14 protein-coding genes are annotated in these 21,480 nt (G+C 68.5%); 13 read left to right on the top strand and 1 reads right to left on the bottom strand.

The window, feature by feature from the left end; translation table 11 throughout:
- Positions 1 to 7: 7 nt before the first annotated feature.
- Positions 8 to 943 carry a hypothetical protein gene (locus VKG81_RS02850; protein ID WP_324389498.1) on the bottom strand — a complete coding sequence of 312 codons (936 nt, stop codon included), beginning with the start codon at positions 941 to 943 and terminating at the stop codon, positions 8 to 10.
- A gap of 243 nt (positions 944 to 1,186) precedes the next feature.
- Between VKG81_RS02850 and glf the strand changes: the two genes are divergently transcribed.
- From glf to VKG81_RS02785, 13 genes are all read left to right on the top strand, one after another.
- Positions 1,187 to 2,383, top strand: a complete 1,197-nt coding sequence (gene glf, locus VKG81_RS02845; RefSeq protein WP_324389496.1) for a UDP-galactopyranose mutase — start codon at positions 1,187 to 1,189, stop codon at positions 2,381 to 2,383.
- Complete coding sequence (locus VKG81_RS02840) at positions 2,380 to 4,308, top strand: glycosyltransferase (protein WP_324389495.1); 1,929 nt, start codon at positions 2,380 to 2,382, stop codon at positions 4,306 to 4,308. The genes glf and VKG81_RS02840 overlap by 4 nt, the downstream gene beginning before the upstream one ends.
- Entirely contained in the window at positions 4,305 to 4,826 is a 522-nt protein-coding gene (locus VKG81_RS02835) for a phosphatase PAP2 family protein (protein WP_324389493.1), read from the top strand. The genes VKG81_RS02840 and VKG81_RS02835 overlap by 4 nt, the downstream gene beginning before the upstream one ends.
- On the top strand, positions 4,823 to 5,737 hold the full coding sequence (locus VKG81_RS02830; protein ID WP_324389491.1) for a decaprenyl-phosphate phosphoribosyltransferase: 915 nt from the start codon (positions 4,823 to 4,825) through the stop codon (positions 5,735 to 5,737). The genes VKG81_RS02835 and VKG81_RS02830 overlap by 4 nt, the downstream gene beginning before the upstream one ends.
- Positions 5,738 to 5,789: 52 nt before the next feature.
- Positions 5,790 to 7,724, top strand: coding sequence for a flagellar motor control protein ZomB (zomB, locus tag VKG81_RS02825; protein ID WP_324389489.1), 1,935 nt, complete (start codon positions 5,790 to 5,792; stop codon positions 7,722 to 7,724).
- Positions 7,725 to 7,875: 151 nt separating this feature from the next.
- Entirely contained in the window at positions 7,876 to 8,835 is a 960-nt protein-coding gene (locus tag VKG81_RS02820) for an esterase family protein (RefSeq protein ID WP_414685121.1), read from the top strand.
- Between the two features lie 131 nt (positions 8,836 to 8,966).
- Complete coding sequence (locus VKG81_RS02815; RefSeq protein ID WP_324389487.1) at positions 8,967 to 9,968, top strand: alpha/beta hydrolase family protein; 1,002 nt, start codon at positions 8,967 to 8,969, stop codon at positions 9,966 to 9,968.
- A gap of 145 nt (positions 9,969 to 10,113) precedes the next feature.
- Positions 10,114 to 10,983, top strand: a complete 870-nt coding sequence (locus tag VKG81_RS02810; protein ID WP_414685123.1) for an esterase family protein — start codon at positions 10,114 to 10,116, stop codon at positions 10,981 to 10,983.
- Positions 10,984 to 11,107: 124 nt separating this feature from the next.
- The gene (locus VKG81_RS02805) at positions 11,108 to 11,524 is read left to right on the top strand and encodes a DUF732 domain-containing protein (protein ID WP_324389484.1); all 417 of its coding nucleotides are present in this window, start codon (positions 11,108 to 11,110) and stop codon (positions 11,522 to 11,524) included.
- A gap of 9 nt (positions 11,525 to 11,533) precedes the next feature.
- Positions 11,534 to 12,544 carry a cutinase family protein gene (locus VKG81_RS02800; RefSeq protein WP_324389482.1) on the top strand — a complete coding sequence of 337 codons (1,011 nt, stop codon included), beginning with the start codon at positions 11,534 to 11,536 and terminating at the stop codon, positions 12,542 to 12,544.
- Positions 12,545 to 12,750: 206 nt separating this feature from the next.
- Entirely contained in the window at positions 12,751 to 14,652 is a 1,902-nt protein-coding gene (fadD32, locus tag VKG81_RS02795; protein ID WP_324389480.1) for a long-chain-fatty-acid--AMP ligase FadD32, read from the top strand.
- 27 nt (positions 14,653 to 14,679) lie between these two features.
- Entirely contained in the window at positions 14,680 to 19,926 is a 5,247-nt protein-coding gene (gene pks13, locus VKG81_RS02790) for a polyketide synthase Pks13 (RefSeq protein ID WP_324389478.1), read from the top strand.
- Positions 19,926 to 21,476, top strand: coding sequence for an acyl-CoA carboxylase subunit beta (locus tag VKG81_RS02785; protein WP_324389476.1), 1,551 nt, complete (start codon positions 19,926 to 19,928; stop codon positions 21,474 to 21,476). The genes pks13 and VKG81_RS02785 overlap by 1 nt, the downstream gene beginning before the upstream one ends.
- The last annotated feature ends 4 nt before the right edge of the window (positions 21,477 to 21,480 follow it).

The following is a 21,480-nucleotide window of genomic DNA, read 5'->3' as shown; positions in this document are numbered from 1 at the left end:
GCAGGTCTTATCCGCTCGCCGGGGGCGGCGGCGGTGCCGGAGCGGGTGCCGGCGCCGGAGCGCCGCCCTTGATGGCCTGCATGATCGACGGCATCAGAACCCCTTTGAGCAGGTCGATGCCTTGGCTGACGCCGAGCTGGTTCGCGGCCTGCGACAGGTCGTTCATCAGGCCGCCCCCGCCCCCGCTCCCGCCCCCGAGGCCGGACGGCGGAGCGGCCAGCGACGGATCGCCGCCGCCCAGGATCGGATAGGTCTGCCCGAGTCCGGGGTCGCCGATCGGCGCGCTGATCGGCACTTCGCCAGGGGCCCCGCCGAGGCCGGGGGCCAGACCCGCCGGGCTGGTCAGCGCCGGGTTGGGGGCCCCGAGCCCAGGCGTCAACCCCGCCGGGGTCGTCAACCCGGGCGCGGTCGGGCTGGTCAGCGCCGGGCTGGTCAGCGCCGGGCTGGTCAGCGACGGGTCGGTCAGCGCCGGCGTGGTCGCCCCGGGTGGAGTAAGACCCGGCGCAGCGGCCGGCGTCGTCAGCCCAGGCGTCGTCAGCCCCGACGCCGGTGGCGTCAAGCCCGGCGTCGTCAACCCCGGCGTCGTCAAGCCGGGCGTCGTCAAGCCAGGCGTCGTCAGCCCCGGTGACGTCAGGCTCCCGGGCGTGGTCAACGCGCTGCCCGGCGTCGACGATCCCATGATGCTGGACGGCATGTTGGGAACAACGATCCCGAACTGCGACAGCCCCTGCTGAAGCGCGGACATCACCTCGCTGGGCAGGTCGGTGATCTGTGCGGCCTGAACGAACTGGTGTTGCTGCGGCGCGGGCTTGTCCCCCGCAAGCGGGAGGTGCCCCCCACCCGCCAGGTCAGACACAGCGATGACTGCGAATGGACTTGCGACGGCCAGGGCGGCGACCGCGCTCATGGCTGTCGAGAGCCTGCGTCGACGTCGGTTCGGCACGGGAAGTCTCCTCAATCTTGACTACATGTCTGCTGGAACGCTGCGTTGGTACGTGCGAATAACCGCCTTGCGCCGGCACCCGCCTATCCCAACGCTTCCGATGGTACTGATGGGACTCATGAGGCTAGAGTGACGAGACCGAATTGTGAGGCAATTGCGACCTTGGCAGGTTGACGACAAGGGTCGTACCCAGCGGCTGCGGCGCGGTCGCAAGTCCAGCGTGGTCGGATACCCTAGCTGCCGATGACAGCTCGTTTTGACCTTTTCGTCGTCGGTTCCGGCTTTTTCGGTCTGACGATCGCTGAACGGGTGGCCACCCAGCTGGACCAGCGGGTTCTGGTGGTCGAGCGGCGGCCGCACATCGGCGGCAACGCCTACTCCGAGCCCGAGCCGCAGACCGGCATCGAGGTGCACCGCTACGGTGCGCACCTGTTCCACACGTCCAACCAGAAGGTGTGGGACTACGTCAACCAGTTCACCGAGTTCACCGGCTACCAGCACCGCGTCTTCGCGATGCACAACGGGCAGGCCTACCAGTTTCCGATGGGGCTGGGCCTGGTGTCGCAGTTCTTCGGCCGCTATTTCAGCCCCGACGAGGCCCGCAGGCTGATCGCCGAGCAGGCCGCCGAGATCGACACCGAGGACGCGCAGAACCTCGAGGAGAAGGCGATCTCGTTGATCGGCCGGCCGCTCTACGAGGCGTTCGTCAAGGGCTACACCGCCAAGCAGTGGCAGACCGACCCCAAGGAGCTGCCGGCGAGCAACATCACCCGGCTGCCGGTGCGCTACACCTTCGACAACCGCTACTTCAACGACACCTACGAGGGCCTGCCGGTCGGCGGCTACACCTCGTGGTTGGAGAACATGGCCGCCGACGAACGCATCGAGGTGCGGCGCAACACCGACTGGTTCGACGTGCGCGACCGGCTACGGGCGGACAACCCCGGCGCCCCGGTCGTCTACACCGGCCCGCTGGACCGCTACTTCGATTACGCTGAGGGCCGGCTCGGTTGGCGCACACTGGATTTCGAGGTCGAGGTGGTGCGCACCGGTGACTTCCAGGGTACGGCGGTGATGAACTACAACGACCTCGACGTTCCGTATACCCGGATCCACGAGTTCCGCCACTTCCACCCGGAGCGTGACTACTACCCGACCGACAGGACGGTGATCATGCGGGAGTATTCGCGGTTCGCTGAAGACGACGACGAGCCGTACTACCCGATCAACACCGAGGCCGACCGGGCGCTGCTGACGGCATACCGGGCGCGCGCGAGGGCGGAGACCGCGTCGGCCCGGGTGCTGTTCGGCGGCCGGCTGGGCACATACCAGTACCTCGACATGCACATGGCGATCGCGAGCGCGCTCAACATGTACGACAACGTGCTGGCGCCGCACCTGCTCGATGGCGTGCCGCTCGACGAGAGCAACAGGGTATGACGGCCGTCAGCCTGCTGGCCCGCGTGATTCTGCCGCGGCCGGGCGAACCCCTCGACGTGCGGAAGCTGTACCTCGTGGAGTCGCTGACCAACGCCCGCCGCGCGCACGCGACGACGCGCACCTCGCTGCAGATCGGCGGCGAATCGGAGGTGTCGTTCTCGACGTACTTCAACGCGTTCCCGGCCAGCTACTGGCGGCGCTGGTCGACGCTGACCTCGGTGGTGTTGCGCGCCGAGTTGACCGGCACGGGTCGCGTCGACGTTTACCGCACCAAGGCAAGCGGAGCGCGGATCCTCGTGGAGGGCCGCGGTTTCGCCGGGGGTGACGAGCCCGAGGTGGTGGAGTTCGAGATCGACCTGGGCCCGTTCGAGGACGGCGGGTGGATCTGGTTCGACATCACCACCGACAGCGCCTGCACGTTGCACGCCGCGGGCTGGTACGCGACCGGGCCCGCGCCCGGCGTCGCGAACGTCGCGATCGGAATGCCGACATTCAACCGGCCGGGCGACTGCGTGAACACGCTGCGGGCGCTGACCTCGGATCCTTTGGTCGACAAGGTGATCGGCGCGGTGATCGTGCCCGACCAGGGCACGGCGAAGCTGCGCGGGCATCGAGGGTTCGCCGAGGCGGCCGCGCCGCTGGGCGACCGGCTCTCGATTCACGACCAGCCGAATCTGGGTGGCTCCGGCGGCTACAGCCGGGTGATGTACGAGGCGCTGAAAAATACTGATTGCCAACAGATCCTGTTCATGGACGACGACATCCGCGTCGAACCCGACTCGGTGCTGCGGGCATTGGCGATGAGCCGGTTCGCCAAGAAGCCGATGCTGGTCGGCGGTCAGATGCTGAACCTGCAGGAGCCGTCGCACCTGCACATCATGGGCGAGGTCGTGGACCGGTCCACGTTCATGTGGACCTCCGCTCCGCACACCCAGTACGACCACGACTTCGCGCGATACCCGCTGAACGACAACAATCCCGACAGCAACCTGCTGCACCGCCGGATCGACGTCGACTACAACGGCTGGTGGATGTGCATGATCCCGCGCCACGTCGCCGAGGAACTGGGCCAGCCGCTCCCGCTGTTCATCAAGTGGGACGACGCCGACTACGGGCTGCGCGCAGCCGAGCACGGCTATCCGACCGTGACGATGCCCGGCACCGCGATCTGGCACATGGCGTGGAGCGACAAGGACGACGCGATCGACTGGCAGGCCTACTTCCACCTGCGCAACCGGTTGGTGGTCGCGGCCATGCACTGGGACGGCGACGTCCGCGGACTGCTGCGCAGCCACCTGAAGGCGACGCTGAAGCACCTGCTGTGCCTTGAATATTCCACGGTCGCCATCCAGAACAGGGCGATCGACGACTTCCTCGCCGGGCCTGAGCACATCTTCTCGATCCTTCAGTCCGCACTGCCGCAGGTACACCGCATCCGGCGCGACTACCCGGACGCGGTGGTGCTGCCCGCTGCCACCGAGCTTCCGCCGCCATCGGGCGTGGTCGGGGCGGTGGGCGAGCCCGCGACGACCGCCGCCAAGGTGGTCCGGCTGGCCCGCGGGGTGTTGCACAACCTGACGAAGGCGGATCCGGCGCACCACGGGCGCCCACAGCTCAACGTGCCGACGCTCGACGCCCGATGGTATTTGCTCTGCAACGTCGACGGGGTCACCGTCACCACCGCGGACGGCCGCGGCGTGGTCTACCGGCAGCGCGATCGCGCGAAGGCGTTCTCGCTGCTGCGACAGTCGCTGCGGCGACAGCGGCGCCTGGCCAGGCGCTTCGACCACATGCGCCGGGCCTACCGCGAGGCCCTGCCGGTGCTGTCCAGCAAGCAGAAGTGGGAGTCGGTGCTGTTTGCCGCCGGCGGGCCGGCGCGCAGCGACTCGGGGATCGGCACCGCCGCGGAGCGCTCCGGCACATGACCGAGACCGCTGCGCCTCATGGCGAAGTCGCCGTGCTGGTAGCCGTGCAGTCGGCGCTGGCCGGCCGCCCGGGTGTGCTCGCCACCGCGCGGGCGATGTCGCGTTTTGGCGAGCACAGCATCGGCTGGGTGGCGGTGTCCGCGCTGGGCGCGGTGCTGCAGCCCCGGCGCCGGCGGGACTGGCTGATCGCGGGCGCCGGCGCGTTCGCCGCGCACGTCTCGGCGGTGGTGATCAAACGCGTGGTGCGCAGGCGACGTCCCTGCCATCCGGCGGTCGCCGTGAACGTCGGCACGCCCAGCGAACTGAGTTTCCCGTCCGCGCATGCCACGTCGACCACGGCGGCATCGGCTCTGCTGGTCCCGCTGACCGGACTGCCGCTGCCCGCGCTTCTGGTGCCGCCGATGGCGTTGTCCCGCTTGGTCCTCGGCGTGCATTACCCCAGCGACGTCGTTGCCGGTGTGGCGGTGGGTGCGGTCGTGGCCAAAGCAGTGGAAAAGCTCTCAGGGAGTACACGATGAGTGAGGAAGCGGCACCGGTCACAGGTCCGCCGAGCAATCTGGCCGCCGGGATCGTCAAGGCGATCCGGCCTCGGCAATGGGTCAAGAACCTGCTGGTGCTCGCCGCACCGCTGGCCGCGCTCGGCGGCGGCATGCGGTACGACTACCGAGACGTGCTGATCAGGGTGCTGATCGCGTTCGTCGTGTTCAGCCTCGCGGCGTCGGCGGTGTATCTCATCAACGACGTGCGCGACGTGGAGGCCGACCGCGCGCACCCGACGAAGCAGTTCCGGCCCATCGCCGCCGGCGTGGTGCCGGAGTGGATGGCCTACACGCTCGCCGCGGTGCTGGGTGTGGCGTCCCTGGCGATCGCGTGGATGGTGACGCCGAACCTGGCACTGGTGATGGCCATCTACATCGCGATCCAGCTGGCCTACTGCTTCGGCCTGAAGCACCAGGCCGTGATCGACCTGTGCATCGTGTCGTCGGGTTTCTTGATCCGGGCGATCGCCGGTGGTGTGGCGACCGATATCCCGCTGTCGCAATGGTTCCTGCTGGTGATGGCGTTTGGGTCGTTGTTCATGGCGGCAGGCAAGCGCTACGCCGAACTGCAGCTGGCCGAACGCACCGGCGCCAAGATCCGCAAGTCCCTGGAGAGCTACACCGGTACGTATCTTCGGTTCGTGTGGACCATGTCGGCGACGGCGGTGGTCCTCTGCTACGGCCTCTGGGCGTTCGAGCGGGACCGCTCCTCGGGGTCGTGGTTCGCGGTGTCGATGATCCCGTTCACGATCGCGATCCTGCGGTACGCGGTCGACGTCGACGGGGGCATGGCGGGCGAGCCCGAGGAGATTGCACTGCGTGACCGGGTACTGCAACTACTGGCCCTGGCCTGGATAGGAACGGTCTGTGCGGCCGTCGCCTTCAGCTAGCGCCACCCGGCGCATTCCCCGGCCGTCGGCGTGGCCGGCGTACCCGTACGACATGACCGTGCGGCTCAGCCTCTGGGTCGGCGTGCTGGCGGTCGCGCTGCTGTTCGGCTGGGGAGCTTGGCAGCGCCGCTGGATCGCCGACGACGGGCTCATCGTGCTGCGCACCGTGCGCAACCTGCTGGCGGGCAACGGCCCGGTGTTCAACGCCGGGGAACGTGTCGAATCCAACACCTCGACGGTGTGGACGTACCTGCTCACGCTGGGCGGCTGGGTCGGCGGCCCGACGCGGCTGGAATACGTCGCGCTGGCACTGGCCCTGATCCTGTCGGTGCTCGGCGTCGTGCTGTTGATGCTCGGGTCGGCGCGGCTGTACGCGCCGGGCCTGCTGGGGCGGCGCGCCGTGATGGTGCCCGCGGGTGCGCTCGTCTACGTCGCGGTGCCCCCTGCCCGCGACTTCGCGACCTCCGGCCTGGAGAACGGGCTGGTGCTGGCATATGTCGGGTTGCTCTGGTGGATGATGGTGTGCTGGTCGCAGGCGCTGCGTGCGCGTCCGCCGGGCCCGGGGGGCAATGTGGTGGGCGCGTGGTTCACCGGCGCGCTCGCGTTCGTCGCCGGCCTGAGCGTGCTCGTCCGCCCGGACCTGGCCCTGCTCGGCGGTCTCGCGCTGATCATGATGCTGATCGCCGCGCGCGGGTGGCGGCACCGGCTGCTGATCGTGGTGGCCGGCGGCCTGCTGCCGGTGGCCTGCGAGATCTTCCGGATGGGCTACTACGGCCTGCTGGTGCCCGGCACCGCACTCGCGAAGGACGCCTCCGGCAACAAGTGGCCGCAGGGGTTCATTTATCTCGCCAATTTCAACCGGCCCTACCTGTTGTGGGTGCCCGCGGTCCTGTTGGTCGTGCTCGCCGTGCTGGTGCTGAGGATGCGTACCCGGCCCTGGTGGATCCGGCGTGCCGCACCGACGGGCTACGGGAGGCTGGCCAGGATGGTGCAGAGCCCACCCGCGGTGGTCGCGTTCATCGTCGTCGGCGGCCTGCTGCAGGGCGTGTACTGGATCCGGCAGGGTGGCGACTTCATGCATGGCAGGGTTTTGCTGACGCCGTTGTTCTGCCTGCTGGCTCCTGTCGCGGTGATTCCCGTGGTCCTTCCCGACGGAACGAAATTCTCACGCGAGGGCGGCTACCTCCTGGCCGGCGCCACCGCCGTCGCGTGGCTCGCCGTCGCGGGCTGGTCGTTGTGGGCCGCGAATTCGCCCGGCATGGGTTCCGACGCCACCAGGGTCACCTACTCCGGCATCGTTGACGAGCGCCGGTTCTACGCGCAGGCGACCGGACACGCCCATCCGCTGACCGCCGCCGACTACCTCGACTATCCGCGTATGCGCGCGGTGCTCGAGGCCATCGACAACACGCCCGTCGGCGCGTTGCTGTTGCCTTCTGGCAACTACACGCAATGGGATGTGGTGCCCGCGATACCGCCACCGCAGCCGGCACCGGGGGTGCCGCCGGACCCGAGGGCGACGCAAAATGTTCCGCATACGGTGTTTTTCACGAACCTCGGCATGCTGGGCATGAACGTCGGGCTCAACGTGCGGGTGGTCGACCAGATCGGGCTGGCAAACCCGCTGGCGCAGCACACCGCGCGAATCGAAGACGCCCGCATCGGGCACGACAAGGACCTGTTCCCGGACTGGGAGGTGGCTCAGGGGCCGTTCCTGAAGCGCCGCCCGTTCCTGCCGCCCTACCTCGACGAGGACTGGGTCGCCCAAGCCGGGGCCGCGCTGAAATGCCCGGCCACTGAGGACGTGCTGAATTCGATCCGCGCGCCGATGGGGCTGCGGCGGTTCGCCTCCAACTTCCTGCACTCCTACCAGTTCACCCGCTACCAAATCGACCGGGTGCCCGAGTACGAGCTGATTCGTTGCGGCTTGAGCGAGCCGCCGTTAAGTGGTACCCCTTACACTGGCTTACCGGCAACGGGGCCGTAGCCGGTCGGCGTCGAGTTAGCTGACCGCTGGCCGCGTTTGGTAACGCCGCAGTCCTGGCGCGGCGATAGCCCAATCGAGTGCCTCGAGCGCTCACCGCGAGCAGTGCCCGACATTGATCACCGGACATGTGAACGGATGGTTGAACCAACTGATGCGTAGAGCCTTGCGCCTCGCTGTCGCGATGGCCGCACTCTTGATGCTGTCGGCGTTCGTGACCACAACCGGCGCAGCGCCGCCGGCCAGGGCGTTCAGCCGCGATGGCCTGCCGGTCGAATACTTTGATGTGCCGTCCCCGTCGATGGGCCGCAACATCCGCATCCAATTCCAGGGGGGCGGCCCGCACGCGCTGTATCTGCTCGACGGGCTGCGTGCCCAGGACGACTTCAACGGCTGGGACATCAACACCCCGGCCTTCGAGTGGTTCTACCAGTCCGGCATCTCGGTGGTGATGCCCGTCGGCGGGCAGTCCAGCTTCTACTCCAACTGGTACAAGCCGGCGAAGGGCAAGAACGGCACTCTCACCTACAACTGGGAGACCTTTCTCACCCAGGAGCTGCCTTCGTGGCTGGCCTCCGACAAGCAGATCTCGACGACCGGCAATGGTGTGGTCGGCCTGTCGATGTCCGGCGGCGCCGCGTTGATCCTGTCGGCGTATCACCCGCAGCAGTTCATCTACGCGGGCTCCCTGTCGGGCTTCCTGAATCCGTCGGCGTTGTTCATGACCCAGGCCATCCGGTTCGCGATGTTGGACGCGGGCGGCTTCAACCCCGATGACATGTGGGGCCCGCCGTGGGATCCGGCGTGGAAGCGCAACGACCCGCTCAAGCAGGTTGCAACGATCGCGAACAACGGCACCCGGCTGTGGGTGTACTGCGCGCCGGGCGGGCAGACGGACCTGGACGCCAACGCCGACCCGAGCCAGCAGTTCAACGCCAACAGCCTGGAGTCGATGGCGATCAAGGGCAACAAGGATTTCGAGGACGCCTACACCAAGGCCGGAGGACACAACGCCACCTTCAACTTCCCGCCGTCCGGCAACCACTCGTGGCCGTACTGGGGAGCCCAGCTGACGGCGCTCAAGCCTGACCTGATCGCCACGTTGAACCGATAACTGAAACCGATAACTGAACCGATAACTGAAAACGTGGTCGGGGGCTCGATTCGCCAAGACCACACCCCGGTGTGGTTGACTACCCAGGGCATCGCGTGCGGTGCGGCTTACCGAAAGGGATGGACAGATTTATGAAGTTCGTTGAGAAGATGCGGGGCCGATGGGCGCGCAGGCTGACGGTTGCCGCCGCGGCGGCTGCCCTGCTGCCGGCCCTTGTCGGCGTCGTGGGGGGCTCGGCGACTGGGGGGGCATTCTCCCGGCCGGGCCTGCCGGTCGAGTACCTGATGGTGCCGTCGCCGTCGATGGGCCGCGACATCAAAATTCAGTTCCAGAGCGGCGGACCCAACTCCCCCGCCGTGTACCTGCTCGACGGCCTGCGCGCGCAGGACGACTTCAACGGCTGGGACATCAACACGCCCGCCTTCGAGTGGTACTACAACTCCGGCCTCTCGGTGATCATGCCGGTCGGTGGGCAGTCCAGCTTCTACAGCGACTGGTACAAGCCGGCCTGCGGCAGCAGCGGCTGCTCGACCTACAAGTGGGAGACCTTCCTGACCAGCGAGCTGCCGCAGTGGCTGGCCGCCAACAAGCAGGTCAAGCCGACCGGCAGCGCCGCCGTGGGCCTGTCGATGGCCGGCTCGGCGGCCCTGGTCCTGGCGATCTACCACCCGGATCAGTTCCCGTATGCCGCGTCGCTGTCGGGCTTCCTGAACCTCTCCGAGGGCTGGTGGCCCACGCTGGTGGGCGTGTCCATGGGTGACGCCGGCGGCTACAAGGCCGCGGACATGTGGGGCCCATCGAGCGATCCGGCGTGGAAGCGCAACGACCCGATGGTCAACATTCAGAAGCTGATCGACAACAACACCCGCATCTGGATCTACTGCGGTAACGGCAACCCGTCCGACCTGGACGCCGGAACGAGCGCGGGCAACCTGTTCAACGCGAAGTTCCTCGAGGGCTTCACGAAGCGCACCAACATCACGTTCCGCGACACCTATCTCGCCGACGGCGGCAAGAACGGGGTGTTCAACTTCCCGGAGAACGGCACCCACAGCTGGGGCTACTGGGGCGCGCAGCTGCAGCAGATGAAGCCGGACATCCAGCGGACGCTGGGCGCGACGCCCACCGCGTAGCGACTGAAAAAAGGCGGACGGCGGCGATCCTCTTCGGGGGTCGCCGCCGTCGGTCGTTTCGGAGCAGGCCCCTGCGGTGATGTGGTTCACTACAACGCGGAGCGGGGTCAGTCGGGACGTGAGGTGGGGTATGGCGCGTGGGTTGATGCTGCGGATGATCTCGGCCGCGATATTGGCCGTCGGGGTGTGGACGGGCACGACCGCCGCCAGGGCCGCCGACGTCGAATATCTGATGGTCCCCTCGGGCGCGATGGGCCGCGACATTCCGGTCGCGTTCATGGGCGGCGGCCCGCACGCGGTCTACCTGCTCGACGCGTTCAACGCGGGCGATACCGTCAGCAACTGGGTGACCGCGGGCAACGCGATGAACACGCTGGCCGGCAAGGGCATCTCCGTGGTGGCCCCGGCCAGTGGCGCCTACAGCTTCTACACCAACTGGGAGCAGGACGGCAGCCGCCAGTGGGAGACGTTCCTGTCCAGCGAACTGCCCGACTGGCTCGCCGCAAACAAGGGCCTGGCACCCAACGGCCACGCGGCGGTCGGCGCCGCCCAGGGCGGCACCGGCGCGATGATGCTCGCCGAGTTCCACCCGGACCGGTTCGGCTACGCCGGCTCGATGTCGGGCTTCCTGTATCCGTCGGCCACCACCGTCAACGGGGCGATCACCGACGGCCTGATGCGCTTCGGCGGCGTCGACACCCGCAACATGTGGGGCCTGCCCCAGCTGGGCCGCTGGAAGTGGCACGACCCCTGGGTGCATGCGGCGCTGCTCGCCGACAACAACACCCGGATCTGGGTGTTCAGCCCGCAGACGCTGACGGCCAGCGACCCGGCCGCGATGATCGGCTACCCCGACCAGGCGCAGGGCACCAACCGGATGTTCTACCAGCAGTATCGGGCGGTCGGCGGCCACAACGGGCACTTCGACTTCCCCACCGGCGGGGATCACGGATGGTCCTCGTGGGGACCGCAGCTGGCCGCGATGTCCGGCGACCTGGTCGCGGCCATCAAGTAGCCGCCGCACGTGGGCACGACGCGTTAGCAAACCGCAACGTCGGCGCACAGGGGCGGCATTCGCGAGCCGGTACCTTGGAGGGGTGCATCCGACGGCGAGGCGGGCGACCCGGTGTTCCACCGCGGTGACCGTCGCATTGGCCGCGACGATGCTGTCGGGCTGCGCGGCAACCGACGGCCTGATGTCGAGCGTCGCGCTGCCGAACGACCGCAGCAGCACGTCGGCTTCCCCCGGCGACGATCCCGACATCACCCCGCTACCGGCGCCGCCCGGCTCGGCAGGCACCGCATCCAGCAAGTTGGTGGTGACCCTGCAGCAACGCGCATACCTGGACGCGCTCGACGCGGCGGGCGTGCACCCGTCCAGTGACCTGAGGGCATTGAGCATCGGCTCCTACGTCTGCCAGGCACGGGCGGCCGGGCAGAGTCCGCAGGCGGTGTGGGACTTCGTGCATCCGCTCGTGGCCGGGGATGTGCACGATTCCGACGTCGACGCCGCCACCCGGAACTACATCCGCGTTGCAACCGACCGACTCTGCTAACAGGAGAACATGGCGAACAACACTCGGCGCGGGCGCCGCCACCGGGTTTTGGGCCTGGCCGCGGCCGGCGCGGTCGTCCTTGCCGTGGCGCTGGTCATCACCGTGCTGGTGGTGATGATCCGGACACCACAGCCGCCGACGGCGCCGATTCCTCCGAACGCGCAGCCGCCGACCACCACCACCGGCCCGAAGAAGGCGCGCCCGGATTCTCAGCCCGCCAGCTGCCCTGACGTGCAGATGATCTCGATTCCCGGCACCTGGGAGTCGTCGGACCAGGACGACCCGCTGAACCCGACGCAGTTCCCGAATGCGTTGCTGCTCAATGTGACTCGGCCCATCACTCAGCAGTTCGACGCCAGTCGCCTGGCGACCTACACCGTTCCCTACACCGCGCAGTTTCACAACCCGCTGTCCAATGACAAGCAGATGTCCTACAACGACAGCCGCTCGGAGGGCACCCATGCCGCCGAGCAGGCGATTTCGGACATTGCCGCCAAGTGCCCGCTGACCAGCTACGTGATCGTCGGCTTCTCCCAGGGCGCGGTGATCGCCGGTGACCTGGCCAATGAGATCGGCAACGGGAACGGCCCGGTCGACCAGGACCTCGTGCTGGGTGTGACGTTGATCGCCGACGGGCGTCGCGAGACCGGGGTGGGCCGGGACGTCGGCCCCAACCCGCCGGGTGAGGGCGCGGAGATCACGCTGCACGAAGTGCCGATGCTGTCGTCGATGGGCCTGACGATGACCGGCCCCCGGCCGGGCGGGTTCGGCGCCCTGAACGACCGCACCTACGAGATCTGCGCGCCGGGTGACCTGATCTGCGCCGCGCCCGAGGAGGCGTTCAACATCACGAACCTGCCGAAGACCCTCGACGTGCTCGCGGGCGGGGCGGGCCAGCCGGTGCATGCGATGTATGCGACGACCCAGTTCTGGTCGCTGGACGGCCAGCCTGCCACGGTGTGGACGCGGGACTGGGCGCAGAACCTGGTCGGCAATGCGCCGCACCCCGACCACGGGTGAGGGTCGTCAAAATTTGGCCGCCACTTCCATGTCGCCTAACATTAAGAAAAAACTAAGAGCAACAGCCGTTCTGAGCCGCGAATAAGCAGGTCAGCGCGCATCCCAATTCCGCGTGGCGGTGGGCTGTACCATCTTGGAGGTTTGGGCTTCGCAGCGCAGAACAGGCGGGCCCGACCGCGAGTGTGCTTCGACAGGAGAGTTACGACGTGGCGGTATTCGTCAACCCGTTCATCGACAAGAAGACGGGACGCATCAGGTTTCCCGAAGGCGCCAGCCTCGTTCGGCACGTCGAGCGCTGGGCAGGCACCCGCGGCGAGCACCTGGTGTACCGGTTCCTCGACTTCTCGACCGAACGGGACGGCGTCGCACGGGATCTGACGTGGTCGCAGTTCAGTGCCCGTAACCGCGCGATCGCCGCCCGGCTGCAGCAGGTCACCCAGCCGGGTGACCGGGTCGCGATCCTGTGCCCGCAGAGCCTCGACTACCTCACCGCGTTCTACGGCGCGATCTACTCCGGCCGGATCGCGGTGCCGCTGTTCGACCCGGCCGAGCCCGGCCACGTCGGCCGGCTGCACGCGGTGCTCGACGACTGCACCCCGTCGACGATCCTCACCACGACCGCATCGGCGGAGGGCGTGCGCAAGTTCTTCCGCAACCGCCCGGCCAAGGAGCGGCCACGCGTGATCGCCGTCGACGCGGTGCCCGACGAGGTGGCCGACACCTGGGCGCGGCCCGAGACCCCCACCGAGGACACGATCGCGTACCTGCAGTACACCTCCGGGTCGACCCGCACCCCGGCCGGCGTGCAGGTCACCCATCTCGGCGTTGCCACCAACATCATGCAGGTCATCACGGCGCTGCAGGTCGAGGAGGGGCAGCGCGGCGTCACCTGGCTGCCGTTCTTCCACGACATGGGCCTGATCACGGTCATGCTGCCGTCGATCATCGGCCGGTACGTCGCGTTCATGACCCCGGCCGCGTTCGTGCGCCGGCCGATCCGGTGGATGCGCGAGCTCGGTGTCACAGGCGACGACCACGGGCCGACGTTCTCGGTGGTGCCGAACTTCGCGTTCGAGCACGCCGCCCTGCGCGGCGTGCCCAAAGACGGTGACCCGGATCTGGATCTGACCAATGTGCTGGCCATCCTCAACGGCAGCGAGCCCGTGTCGGAATCGTCGATGCAGAAGTTCTACCAGGCGTTCGCGCCGTACGGCCTGTCGCCGACGGTGATCAAGCCGTCGTACGGCCTTGCCGAAGCGACGCTGTTCGTGTCGATGACCAACGTGAAGAAGCCGCCGGCGATCATCTACCTCGACCGCCACGAGCTGAACAACGGCAGGCTGGTCAAGGTCGGCAAGGACTCGCCCAGGGCGGTGCCGCAGGCCTCCTGCGGCGAAATCGGCCTCGACGAGTGGGTTGCGATCGTGGACGCGGACACCGCCACCGAGCTTCCCGACGGCCAGGTCGGCGAGATCTGGGTGCACGGCAACAATGTCGGCTCCGGCTACTGGAACCGCGAGCAGGAGACCCAGGAGACGTTCCGCAACATCCTCAAGTCGAGGACCAACCCGTCGCACGCCGACGGCGCGCCCGACGACGCGATGTGGATGCGCACCGGTGACCTCGGCGCGTTCCTCGGCGGGGAGTTCTATGTCACCGGCCGCGTCAAGGACCTCGTGATCATCGACGGCCGCAACCACTACCCGCACGACCTGGAGTACACCGCGCAGGAGTCGACCCGCGCGGTTCGGCCCGGCTTCGTCGCGGCGTTCTCGGTGCCGGCCAACCAGTTGCCGCAGACGGTGTTCGACGACCCGCACGCCGGGCTGAGATATGACAAGGATGACAGCTCCGAGCAGCTGGTGATCGTCGGCGAGCGCGCCGCGGGCACGCACAAGCTCGACCCCGAGCCGATCGCCGACGACATCCGCGCCGCGATCGCGGTGCGCCACGGCGTGACGGTCCGCGACGTGCTGCTGATGCCGGCCGGGACGATCCCGCGGACCTCGAGCGGCAAGATCGGCCGCCGGGCCTGCCGGGCCGCGTATATCGACGGCAGCCTGCGCGGCGGCACCGCTGATGTCGGCGCGTTCGCCACGGATCAGTAGGCACAGCGCTTGCGCGAAGAACAGATGATGACTGAACCCGTTCGCAAACCCGACATGACCGTCGCCGAGATGCGCGCGTGGCTGCGCAACTGGGTGGGCAACGCCACCGGCGTTTCGCCGGACACGATCGACGAGACCACCCCGATGATCGAACTGGGGCTGTCCTCCCGCGAGGCGGTGGCGATGGCGGCCGACATCGAGGACGTGACCGGCGTCACGCTGTCGGCCACCGTCGCGTTCCGGCACCCGACGATCGAGTCGCTGGCGACACGAATCGTCGAGGGCGAGCCCGATGTGGTCGAGTCCGGCGACGACGAGGACTGGTCGCGGGACCGCGAGGTCGCCGACATCGCGGTGGTGGGCCTGTCGACACGCTTCCCCGGCGACATGAACACCCCCGAAGAAACGTGGCGGGCGCTGCTGGACGGCCGCGACGGGATCACCGACCTGCCGCCGGGCCGCTGGTCGGAGTTCCTCGAGGAGCCGCGCATCGCCGAACGGGTCGCGAAAGCCCGTACCCGCGGCGGCTACCTGAAGGACATCAAGGGTTTCGACGCCGAGTTCTTCGCGCTGTCGAAGATGGAGGCCGACAATCTCGACCCACAGCAGCGGATGGCGCTGGAGCTGACGTGGGAGGCGCTTGAGCACGCTCGCATCCCGGCGTCGAGCCTGCGCGGCCGAAGCGTCGGCGTGTACATCGGTGCGTCCAACAACGACTACCAGTTCCTGGCGGTCTCGGACCCGACCGTCGCGCACCCGTACGCGATCACCGGTACGGCGAGTTCGATCATCGCCAACCGGGTGTCGTATTTCTACGATTTCCGCGGCCCGTCGATGGCCATCGACACCGCGTGCTCGAGCTCGCTGGTGGCCGTGCACGAGGGCGTGAAAGCGTTGCGTGCCAAGGAAACCGACCTGGTACTGGCCGGCGGCGTCAACGCGCTGATCACCCCGCTGGTGACCATCGGGTTCGACGAGGTCGGCGGCGTGCTGGCCGCCGACGGGCGGATCAAGTCGTTCAGCTCGGACGCCGACGGCTACGCCCGCTCCGAGGGCGGCGGCATGTTGGTGCTCAAGCGCGTCGAGGACGCGCGACGCGATGGCGACCAGATCCTGGCCGTGATCGCGGGCAGCGCGATCAACCACGACGGCCGCTCCAACGGCCTGCTGGCGCCCAACCCCGACGCGCAGGCCGACGTGCTGCGCCGCGCGTACAAGGACGCCGGCATCGACCCGCGCACGGTCGACTACATCGAGGCGCACGGCACCGGCACCATTCTGGGCGACCCGATCGAGGCCGAGGCGCTGGGCCGCGTCGTCGGCAAGGGCCGTGCCGCCGACAGGCCGGCGCTGCTCGGCGCGGTGAAGTCCAATGTCGGTCACCTGGAATCGGCGGCAGGCGCGGCCAGCCTGGCGAAGATGGTGCTGGCCCTGCAGCACGACAAGCTGCCGGCGTCGATCAACTACGCGGGCCCCAACCCGTACATCGACTTCGACGCGGTGCGGCTCGAGGTGGCCGACACCGTCACCGACTGGCCCCGTTACGGCGGCTACGCGGTCACGGGCGTGTCCGGGTTCGGGTTCGGCGGCGCCAACGCGCACCTGGTGCTTCGTGAGGTGCTGCCGCGCGACGTGATCGAGAAGCAGGCGGAGCCGGAGCCCGCGGTCGAGGACGCCACCGAGACGTTCCCCCGCGAGCAGGAGGTACCCCCGGTGGGTGCCGTGCGCTTCGACGAGTACGGCGATATTGGCGACGTCCCGCCCGCGCAGCAGGCCGAGCTGCCCGGCCTGACCGATGAGGCGTTGCGGCTCAAGGAGATCGCGCTCGAGGAACTCGAGGCATCCGGGCAACCCGCTCCCGCTGTGCCGCTGGCGGTTTCGGCGTTCCTGACATCGCGCAAAAAAGCGGCCGCCGCGGAGCTGGCCGACTGGATGGAGACCCCCGAGGGCCGGGAGTCGTCGCTGGAGTCGATCGGCCGTGCGCTGTCGCGGCGCAACCATGGGCGCTCCCGGGCGGTGGTGCTCGCCCACGATCACGACGAGGCGATCAAGGGCCTGCGGACGGTCGCCGAGGGCAGGCAGCGGCCGAACGTGTTCACCGCCGACGGCCCGGTCACCAACGGCCCGGTGTGGGTGCTGGCCGGCTTCGGCGCACAGCACCGCAAGATGGCCAAGAGCCTCTATCTGCGCGACGCGGTCTTCGCGGAGTGGATCGACAAGGTCGATGCGCTGGTCCAGGACGAGCTGGGCTATTCGATCGTCGAGTTGATCCTCGACGACTCCCAGGACTACGGCATCGAGACCACGCAGGTCACGATCTTCGCCATCCAGGTCGCGCTCGGTGAGCTGCTCAAGCATCACGGCGCCAGGCCGGGTGCGGTGATCGGGCAGTCGCTGGGCGAGGCCGCGGCGGCATACTTCGCAGGCGGCCTGTCGCTGGCCGACGCCACCCGCGCGATCTGCTCCCGCTCGCACCTGATGGGCGAGGGCGAGGCGATGCTGTTCGGCGAGTACATCCGGTTGATGGCGCTGGTCGAGTACTCCGCCGACGAGATCAAGACGGTGTTCTCCGACTTCCCCGATCTCGAGGTGTGTGTTTACGCGGCACCGACACAGACCGTGATCGGCGGCCCGCCCGAGCAGGTCGACGCGATCATCGCCAGGGCCGAATCGGAGGGCAAGTTCGCCCGCAGGTTCCAGACCAAAGGCGCCAGCCACACGTCGCAGATGGACCCGCTGCTCGGCGAGCTGGCCGCCGAGTTGCAGGGCATCGAGCCGCTGCCCACCACGGTCGGCTACTTCTCGACGGTGCACGAAGGCAGCTACATCCGGCCCGGCGGCGAACCGATCCATGACGTCGACTACTGGAAGAAGGGCCTGCGCCACAGCGTGTACTTCACGCACGGCATTCGCAACGCCGTCGACAGCGGGCACACCACGTTCCTGGAGCTGGCCCCGAACCCGGTCGCGCTGATGCAGGTGGGCCTGACGACGGCCGCGGCCGGGCTGCCCGACGCGCACCTGATCGCGACGCTTGCCCGCAAGCAGGACGAGGTCGACTCGATGACCGCGGCGATGGCGCAGCTGTTCGTGCACGGCCACGACCTCGACATCCGCACGCTGTTCAGCCCGGCCGACGGCCCGCAGGACTACGCGAACATCCCGCCGACGAGGTTCCGCCGCAAGGAGCACTGGCTGGACGCGCACTTCTCCGGCGACGGGTCGGTCGTCATGCCTGGCGCGCACGTCGCGATGCCCGATGGCCGCCATGTCTGGGAGTTCAGGCCGCGCGACCAGACCGATCTTGCCGCATTGGTGAGCGCGGCTGCGGTACAAGTGCTTCCGGGCGCGCAGTTGACCGCGTCCGAGCAGCGCGCGGTGCCTGGCGAGGGCGCCCGGCTGGTGACGACGCTGACGCGCCACCCCGGCGGCGCCTCGGTGCAGGTGCACGCCCGCATCGATGAGTCGTTCACGCTCGTCTATGACGCGATCGTGGCGCGCGGCGGCGAGGCCGCGGCGCTTCCTGCCGCCGTCGCGACGGGCGTTGCCGCCGCAGCCGTCACGGAGACGGCTCCGCCGCCGGTCGAGGGGATTCCCGCTGGCGGCGGAGAACAACCGGACGCGGAGATCCTGCACGACAACCTGGCGCAGGGCGCCAACTTGGGTGTGGGTTTTGCGAAGTGGGCACCCGACAGCGGCGAGACGGTGGGTCAGCGGCTCGCGACGATCGTGTCCAGCGCGATGGGCTACGAGCCGGAGGACCTGCCGTGGGAGGTGCCGCTGATCGAACTGGGCCTCGACTCGCTGATGGCGGTGCGGATCAAGAACCGCGTCGAGTACGACTTCGACTTGCCGCCGATTCAGCTGCAGGCCGTCCGTGACGCAAACCTCTACAACGTCGAGAAGCTGATCGAGTACGCGATCGAGCACCGCGACGAGGTCGCCCAGCTCCACGACTACCAGCAGGCGAAGACGGCCGAGGACATCGCCGCCGAGCAGGCGACACTGGTGAGCGGCGCAACGCCCGAGGCGCAGCCGGAGGCGCCACTGCCGCCCCCGCCGACGAACCCGCTCGGGCCGACTCCCCCCGATGCCGCGGCCGCGTCCGTCCCGAACCTCGCCCCGGAAGCCGGTGCGCTCAACCAGAAGGTGGTCGCCGACGCGCTCAACTCCGACGTCCCGCCGCGCGACGCCGCGGAGCGGGTCACGTTCGCGACGTGGGCCATCGTCACCGGCAAGTCGCCGGGCGGCATCTTCAACGCACTGCCCGCGCTCGACGACGACACCGCCGCGACGATGGCGCAACGGCTCGCGGAGCGCGCCGACGGGCCGATCTCCGCCGGGGACGTGAAGTCGTCGCCGACGATCGAGGCGCTGGCCGAGAAGGTCCGCGAGTATCTCGAGGCGGGCCGGATCGACGGGTTCGTCCGGACGATCCGGCCACGCCGGGAAGGCCCGGAAGGGGCGGGCAAGGTCCCGGTGTTCGTGTTCCACCCGTCGGGTGGATCGACGGTGGTCTACGAGCCGCTGCTGAACCGGCTGCCGCCGGACACCCCGATGTACGGCTTCGAGCGTGTCGAGGGCTCGATCGAGGAGCGGGCCGAACAGTACGTGCCGAAGCTCCGCGAGATGCAGGGCGACGGGCCGTTCATCTTGGTCGGCTGGTCGCTGGGCGGGGTGCTGGCCTATGCGTGCGCGATCGGGCTGAAGCAGCAGGGCTGCGACGTGCCGTTCGTCGGGCTGATCGACGCGGTCCGTGCGGGCGAGGAGATCCCGCAGACCAAGGACGAGATCCGCAGGCGCTGGGACCGCTATGCGCGCTTCGCCGAGAAGACGTTCAACGTCACGATCCCCGAGATCCCCTACGAGCAGCTGGAGCAGCTCGACGACGAGGGCCAGGTCAAGTTGGTGCTGGAGGCGGTCAGGCAAAGCGGTGTGGAGATCCCGGGCGGGATCATCGAGCACCAGCGCACGTCGTATCTGGACACCCGTGCGATCGACACCGCCGAGATCCGTCCCTACGACGGGCACGTCACGCTGTACATGGCCGATCGCTACCACGACGACGCGATCATGTTCGAGCCGCGGTATGCGACCCGCAAGCCCGACGGCGGCTGGGGCGACTACGTGTCGGACCTCGAGATCGTGCCGATCGGCGGAGAGCACATCCAGGCCATCGACGAGCCGATCATCGCCAAGGTCGGTGCCCACATGAGCCAGGCGATCAACAGAATTGAGGCGCAAAGCAGCCAACGAACCGAGGTAGGCAACTAGTGACCGCGTCGACCACCGCCGGGAAGCTCGCCGAGCTGCGCGCGAAGCTGGAAGTGGCCGGGGAGCCCGGCGGTGAGGCCGCCGCGGCCAAGCGCGACAAGAAAGGCATCCCGAGCGCTCGCGCCCGCATCCACGCGCTGCTCGACCCGGGCAGCTTCCTGGAGATCGGAGCGCTCGCGCGCACGCCCGGCGACCCGAACGCGCTGTACGGCGACGGTGTCGTCACCGGGCACGGCACCATCAACGGCCGGCCCGTGGGCGTGTTCTCGCACGACCAGACGGTGTTCGGCGGGACGGTGGGTGAGATGTTCGGCCGCAAGGTGGCCCGGCTCATGGAGTGGGTCGCGATGGTCGGCTGCCCGATCATCGGCATCAACGACTCCGGCGGCGCCCGCATCCAGGACGCCGTCACGTCGCTGGCCTGGTATGCCGAGCTGGGCCGCCGCCACGACCTCCTGTCCGGCGTGGTGCCGCAGATCTCGATCATCCTCGGCAAGTGCGCGGGGGGTGCGGTGTACTCGCCGATCCAGACCGACCTGGTGGTCGCCGTCCGCGACCAGGGCTACATGTTCGTCACCGGGCCCGACGTGATCAAAGACGTCACGGGCGAGGACGTCACGCTCGACGAGCTCGGCGGCGCCGAGTATCAGGCCCGCTACGGCAACATCCACCAGGTCGTCGACGACGAGGCCGCGGCCTTCAACTACGTGCGCGATTTCCTGAACTTCCTGCCGGCCAATACGTTCGACGACCCGCCGATCATCAACCCGGGCCTGGAGCCGGAGATCACGCCGCACGACCTCGAGCTGGACTCGATCGTGCCGGACAGCGACAACATGGCCTACGACATGCACGAGATCCTGCTGCGGATGTTCGACGACGGGGACTTCCTCGACGTCGCCGCGCAGGCCGGCCAGGCGCTCGTTACCGGCTTCGCGCGGGTGGACGGCCGCCCGGTCGGGGTGGTGGCCAACCAGCCGATGGTGCTGGCCGGGGCGATCGACAACGAGGCCTCCGACAAGGCCGCGCGGTTCGTGCGGTTCTGCGACTCGTTCAACCTGCCCCTGGTGTTCGTCGTCGACACCCCCGGGTTCCTGCCGGGTGTGGAGCAGGAGAAGAACGGCATCATCAAGCGCGGCGGGCGCTTCCTGTACGCGGTGGTCGAGGCGGACGTGCCGAAGGTCACGATCACGATCCGCAAGTCCTACGGCGGCGCCTACGCGGTGATGGGCTCCAAGCAGCTGACCGCGGACCTGAACTTCGCCTGGCCGACCGCGCGCATCGCGGTGATCGGTGCCGAGGGCGCCGCGCAGTTGCTGATGAAGCGCTTCCCGGATCCGAGCGCGCCCGAGGCGCAGGAGATCAAGCGCAACTTCATCGAGGGCTACAACCTCAACATGGCGATCCCGTGGATCGCCGCCGAGCGTGGGTTCATCGATGCGGTGATCGAACCGCACACCACCCGGCTGCAGCTGCGCAAGGCCCTGCACCTGCTGCGGGACAAGCAGATTCAGCGCGTCCAGCGCAAGCATGGCCTGATCCCGATCTGACGTC

It is taken from the genome of Mycobacterium sp., from assembly GCF_035314905.1.
GTDB lineage: Bacteria > Actinomycetota > Actinomycetes > Mycobacteriales > Mycobacteriaceae > Mycobacterium.
This window is presented reverse-complemented; position numbering and strand designations above follow the sequence as displayed.

What these genes read in the sequence shown, in the direction of transcription:
- glf (WP_324389496.1), top strand. Translation starts at nt 1,187, where the DNA reads ATGACAGCTCGTTTTGACCTTTTCGTCGTCGGTTCCGGCTTTTTCGGT.
- VKG81_RS02840 (WP_324389495.1), top strand. Translation starts at nt 2,380, where the DNA reads ATGACGGCCGTCAGCCTGCTGGCCCGCGTGATTCTGCCGCGGCCGGGC.
- VKG81_RS02835 (WP_324389493.1), top strand. Translation starts at nt 4,305, where the DNA reads ATGACCGAGACCGCTGCGCCTCATGGCGAAGTCGCCGTGCTGGTAGCC.
- VKG81_RS02830 (WP_324389491.1), top strand. Translation starts at nt 4,823, where the DNA reads ATGAGTGAGGAAGCGGCACCGGTCACAGGTCCGCCGAGCAATCTGGCC.
- zomB (WP_324389489.1), top strand. Translation starts at nt 5,790, where the DNA reads ATGACCGTGCGGCTCAGCCTCTGGGTCGGCGTGCTGGCGGTCGCGCTG.
- VKG81_RS02820 (WP_414685121.1), top strand. Translation starts at nt 7,876, where the DNA reads ATGCGTAGAGCCTTGCGCCTCGCTGTCGCGATGGCCGCACTCTTGATG.
- VKG81_RS02815 (WP_324389487.1), top strand. Translation starts at nt 8,967, where the DNA reads ATGAAGTTCGTTGAGAAGATGCGGGGCCGATGGGCGCGCAGGCTGACG.
- VKG81_RS02810 (WP_414685123.1), top strand. Translation starts at nt 10,114, where the DNA reads ATGCTGCGGATGATCTCGGCCGCGATATTGGCCGTCGGGGTGTGGACG.
- VKG81_RS02800 (WP_324389482.1), top strand. Translation starts at nt 11,534, where the DNA reads ATGGCGAACAACACTCGGCGCGGGCGCCGCCACCGGGTTTTGGGCCTG.
- pks13 (WP_324389478.1), top strand. Translation starts at nt 14,680, where the DNA reads ATGACTGAACCCGTTCGCAAACCCGACATGACCGTCGCCGAGATGCGC.